This is a genomic window from Clostridium sp. (genome assembly GCF_036639235.1).
Classification (GTDB): domain Bacteria; phylum Bacillota; class Clostridia; order Clostridiales; family Caloramatoraceae; genus Clostridium_AB.
On the sequence record NZ_JAVWJB010000067.1, the window covers coordinates 1 to 5,705 of the forward strand.

General features: G+C 32.4%; 4 protein-coding genes. All 4 read right to left on the reverse strand.

What is annotated here, in order from left to right; translation table 11 throughout:
* Positions 1-164 precede the first annotated feature (164 nt).
* Entirely contained in the window at positions 165-1,757 is a 1,593-nt protein-coding gene (locus RR539_RS10100) for a sensor domain-containing diguanylate cyclase (protein ID WP_332474707.1), read from the reverse strand.
* A 60-nt stretch (positions 1,758-1,817) separates the two neighbouring features.
* Complete coding sequence (locus RR539_RS10105; RefSeq protein ID WP_332474706.1) at positions 1,818-2,765, reverse strand: transglutaminase domain-containing protein; 948 nt, start codon at positions 2,763-2,765, stop codon at positions 1,818-1,820.
* A 108-nt stretch (positions 2,766-2,873) separates the two neighbouring features.
* Positions 2,874-3,815, reverse strand: a complete 942-nt coding sequence (locus RR539_RS10110; RefSeq protein WP_332474705.1) for a hypothetical protein — start codon at positions 3,813-3,815, stop codon at positions 2,874-2,876.
* A gap of 299 nt (positions 3,816-4,114) precedes the next feature.
* Positions 4,115-4,750 (reverse strand): GerMN domain-containing protein, encoded by a 636-nt coding sequence (locus RR539_RS10115; RefSeq protein ID WP_332474704.1) that lies wholly within the window; start codon positions 4,748-4,750, stop codon positions 4,115-4,117.
* Positions 4,751-5,705 lie beyond the last annotated feature (955 nt).

Sequence of the window (5,705 nt, forward strand, 5' to 3'; positions counted from 1 at the left end):
TAAGTAATTTTGAGGTGACCTTGTTTAGGTATTGGTAGTGGTGAGAGGTGGTGGCTTATTGAATATGCGGTGGAATAATCCCACCAAATATGAAAGTGAACATGACATATTAACTTTACTTAGAATAACAAAAGGTTGCCCTATATAAGACAACCTTTAATATATTAATTTTTTTCTTTAATATTAACTGCATAGGCACTAGATCCGTCTATCCATGTAAGGTTACATAGGGTTACTAATACATGTCCCCCATATACTTCACTTTCCATTTCAATGGTTACTCTTTCCTGGTCTTCTTCAAAGTTATAAAGTGGGCATTCTGTGCATGCTGCAAGGTCATCACTTATAATCTTATAGCAGCTATCCCCAACATTTGCCCCTGTTAACTCTTGAAGTTTTTTGCTAATAAATAATATTTTATGTGTTTCCCTATCTATAACATAGGTACAAGCATCCGAGCTATCAACTAATACTCTAGTAATATCCCTTTCACGTTTAATTTGGCTTTCTGCTCTTTTTCTAAACATGAAATCTCCTATAATATCAGATATTACCTTTAGGGCCTCAACCTCATCACTTGTCCATATTCTATTATTGTCATTAAAACAATCAAAGCCTACAAAGCCCTTAAACCTATCATTTTCAACAATTCTACTATGAACAAATGACTCTAGTCCAAACTCTATACAGGATTTATTAACATCCTCTGGAAGCTGCGTAATACTATTACAGTAATACATTCCATTAGAGTCAAATAAGTCTCCATATTTATATACATTATCCCACTCTATAACCCTCAAGAACTCCCTGTTATAGTCCTCAACATTTCTGCACCACTCATAGGTATTAGTTAACTTATTCTCCTCATCATTTAGTTCGTATATATATGTTCTATCAACATTAAATTCTACCCCAACATATTCTAATATAGATTTTAAAGCCTTATCCATTTCCCTTGTGTGATAAAGTGTTTTAAATATATGTGAGGTTATATAAGTAACACTAGAAATATAGTTCTTAGGTTTTTTACACCTTATACTACTAACTTCACCCTCTGTTTTATCTATTTTTTCTTCATAAATACAGTAGCAATTTTTCCCCTGTCTTTTTGCACTGTACATAGCCTTATCTGCATGTTCAAACAAACTATAATAGTCCTGTCCATCCTTAGGATACATTGCAATTCCTACACTTGCAGATACACTACCGTAGCTTCCTATAAAATTCTTACTAAGAATATTACACATTCTACTAGCCTTATTTACAACAATATCATTTGAAGGAATATTTCTCATAAACACAACAAATTCGTCTCCCCCAAATCTGCCTACAATATCATCCTCCCTAAAAATTTCCCTAATATTAGAAGCAATATTTTTAAGTAAATTGTCTCCTATTAAGTGTCCATATCTATCATTTACAACTTTAAAGTCATCTATATCTATTACAAAAAGAGCATGTATACTATTACCAGAAGTCTTTAAATAATCACTTATATTACTTCTAGTAGTTGTTTTATTATATAGCCCCGTTAATTGATCTAGTCTAACCCTACTTTCAAGTTCCTCTATACAAGACATCTTACGCTTAAAGAATTTTTGGGAAAGGATAATATATATAATAAGCACTGCAAGTACAATAAATGCGAATTCTACCATATATAGCTTTAGTAGTTTGTTATCATACAAAACAAATAGTAGTAAAAAAAGCACCGATGTAAATCCTATCGCAATCTTGTTATATATACTAATACCCATCACCACCTAAAAATTAAATATCAAAAAAATAAGTCCATATGATTATACTAATTAATACCCCTATCTAACTAGCACACCTCTTTTGTATTTAATACCTAATTTAGATACTACTTCACCTGTTGTTTTAGGGTATTTTGATGTCTCCCAATTATGGGTCTGTTTCATAAATGAATCTTGTCTCATAAAATACTCATCACCTAAAATCTGTACTTGGTTACCGTTTTCGTAGTATATAGGATCATCCCATGTAGAATCTACATGGAACCACTTACCTGATAACTTAACTAAATTCCAAGCATGGGGAACCCCATCCCCTGTTCCTATAACTACCATGTTTTCAATTCCTATAGTATCTAGCATTTTTCTCATAGTTATAGCATATCCGTCACAAACACCTACTTGCTTAATTAATATCCCATAAGCAGTATGGTCTTCTATCTCTAAAGTGTCATTGTTTACCCCGTCAATATTGTATGCAGTGTTATTAATTATAAAATCATGGATAGCCCTAATATTCTGTCTATCTGTATTATTCCTTGAAGTAATCTTTGGAGTAATAGCATTAACAGCTTCATCTACCTCCTTAGACTTTCTTCTCACCTCATCAATAGGTCTTCCATAATTAAGTTCTACAGTATATACATTTGAGCTTCCTGTAGGATCGTAATATATAGTATAGCTATCTATAAAACTACCTGTAGCAACTAAATCAGCTATACCTAAAAAAACCTTCTTAAATTCCTCAATTCCACCTCTAATATATGATTTGCTAATATTTAACACAATAGACTCTTCAACATTTTTGATACCATTATCCACTGCTCTATAAAAATCATTATAATCATTTGTATAGACAGTTAATGTCCTAGTATTCTTCGAATTGTAGAATTTTTCCTTCTTTACAATTATTTTTACTTCTTTATTACTAATAGTAGTCCCATTTACATTTGTTGTAAACATCGAAAATATGATTGTTAAACAAACAACAAAGATAGAAAACCTTTTCATATATCCACTCTCCCCATTAATATAACTTATAAAAGCACAAGGGATTTGAAACACAAATCCCTTAATAACCCCCATGAAAAACAGGTTTTCATGAAAAAGTATTCCCCTCTATTTAAAATACACTCCTATAGGGAATAATTTAAATCCTCCCTTAGAAAGTACAATATCAAATACCTCTTCCGAAGTATCCTTGTTATAGAATACCCTTGTTACTGCTACGTTTATATCGGCTCCAACTATACCCTTAATTGAAGATGCTATAACCTCTACCCTTGTAGTATTAACCTCAATACCAGTAGTTAATAAAACATCCTGAAGCTTAAAATATCCATCAATTACACGTTTCTCATCACCCTCTACTGTAGCTCCACCAAGACTTACAATAAGCATTTTACAATCAAGTATTAACGAACTAGTTTCTTCACACCCTGGTAATTTTAACGCCATGTTATATGCTACCTTAGCCTCATCTACCATTTTGCTCTGTTCCGCCTTATTATAGGCATCTAGTACCTTAACGTACTGACTATCATATAACATAGCAACCTCATTTACCTTGTCATAACAAACCGTCAACCTACTTTCCAGTTCATTTAACTCCTTACTAAAAGCATTAACATCTACCTTAGAAAGATCCTGCTGCGAAAGAATCAAGTAAAAATCCCACTGTCTAACATTCCCCATTCTAGGGGTATTACTTACCATACTTTTCTCTACCTGATTTATTCTAGCAATAGCATTAACAAGTCTTTCTGCACTATTAACCATATTAGTTAATCTATTTTTTTCTGCACTTTCACTACTAGGAATTCCTGCAATTAATCCTCTAATCTTTTTAATATACTCCTGCCATTGCCCCTGATTCTTAATTCCTAAATAATTATTATGGAGGGAATTATATAGGTGGTTTACATGACTTATAGCTAATGTAGTATTCTTTGAAGCAGCATACACCACTACATCATTTGAAGCTACCCCATAACTAATTGTTCCAAATATTAAAACTAATGTAGTTGTGAGACTAAAAAATAACTTAGACGATTTTTTCATAGACTAATCCCCCTAACCTTCAATACAGTATAATTATATACAGTATTGTAAATTACTTCTATTATTTATTTTGATTATTACAATATATGCTTCCATTAATAAAACTTACCATAAAATTATATTCTATTTTATATGTAAAACAAAAACAATAGCTATACTAATACAAGAGACTATTTTATGTATAAATATAGTTAATAAACGCAAAAGAGGCTATTACAAAATTTAATAACCTTGCAATAACCTCTACATATTGTTAACAAACAAATATTTTCAAATATCATATTAATTTATACTTGTAACTACTTATTCTTTAACTCCTTAACACCCTTTGTGTTAATAGCAATAGAATTCATAGGACTAATTTCTAAGTGTGACCCCTGATAATCCTCACCATTTGTTGTTATTATAAGCCTTTTAGCTCCATATGACTCACAAAGAGTATTAGCAATACATTGTATTATACTACCCTCAACTCCACCGCCTATATTCATAAGCTGAGTAAAATTCTCTGATACATCCATAACAACTAGGCCCTTTTTCTCGTAATAATTAATACTATTAATCTTAGTTGACCCTGGCATGTTAGCCACTAACTTATCACTTGGCACAAACTTAAAATACTTCTCAAAGAAATAAGTCTCCTTATTCTCCTTCTTATCAAAAGTCGCCTTCTCATAAACTATACAATCATCAACTGGATTATAATAATATATATTTATTATCCTCTCATTTACCTCTTCTTTAGCTCCACTCTCACTGTTAGGACCATCCTCTACATAGGCCCCCCCTACTCCTTTTGTCTTATCACCATCACTTAAAGCCATACCTTCAACCTTAAGCTGCTCTTTAGAAGCATTACTATCCTCATTACTACATGAAACAGTTAGTAAAACAAGCAATCCTAATATAATAACTAAAGTTATAACTTTCCTCAATATAATCACCCCATACTATATTATTACTTAATTATATAATAATACCCATCTATTAGTAACCCTAAACCCTAACACTTAACCATTTGTAACCAATGCGTAAGACTTTAAACAAAATTTTACATTCTTCCCTATTAAAATCACCACTAACTAGAAACTATCTGTCCACCTTTTTCCTATACTTTCAGGTGATGATGTCCTTATCCACCTTCATTTGAGATCTTCGCTTTTGTATAAATTTGATATGGGATTGTTGCATCGAGTAGAAACCTTCCGATTCTTAAATGAAAAATCCAGGTAGACCTTAGAAAAAACCGTTTGTTTGAAGCCTTCGGCTGAGTTTCACGGTTGTCTTAGGTATACCTGGATTTTTTGTTTTAAAAGCTCTTGTTACTATCTCGTTAGCAACTAGACCATAATAAATTCATTTATATAACAAAAGCTAGTAACTTCCGTTACTAGCCTCTCATGGCTTTTTCAAAGCCACCAACTTCAGTCCTCACCCATCAGATTTATTTCTATACTTTCAGGTGATGATGTCCTTATCCACCTTCATTTGGGAGCTCCGCTTTTGTATAAATTTGATATGGGATTGTTGCATCGAGTAGGAACCTTCCGATTCTTAAATGAAAAATCCAGGTAGACCTTAGAAAAAACCGTTTGTTTGAAGCCTTCGGCTGAGTTTCACGGTTGTCTTAGGTATACCTGGATTTTTTGTTTTAAAAGCTCTTGTTACTATCTCGTTAGCAACTAGACCATAATAAATTCATTTATATAACAAAAGCTAGTAACTTCCGTTACTAGCTCCTTGTGGCTTTTTTAAAGACACCAACTCGTACTCTTCACACTGTGGATTTGCTTTCATGATAAGATATTTCATCCTAGACTGTACCCTCGGGTTTTGACTTAGAAACTCTTAGGGTGATAAATGCCTAGACCCTTAGGAAAGCCTCTGTTT

Bases quoted from the DNA above. Each gene is read 5' to 3' on its own strand.
- RR539_RS10105 (WP_332474706.1), bottom strand. From the start codon at position 2,765: ATGAAAAGGTTTTCTATCTTTGTTGTTTGTTTAACAATCATATTTTCG.
- RR539_RS10100 (WP_332474707.1), bottom strand. From the start codon at position 1,757: ATGGGTATTAGTATATATAACAAGATTGCGATAGGATTTACATCGGTG.
- RR539_RS10110 (WP_332474705.1), bottom strand. From the start codon at position 3,815: ATGAAAAAATCGTCTAAGTTATTTTTTAGTCTCACAACTACATTAGTT.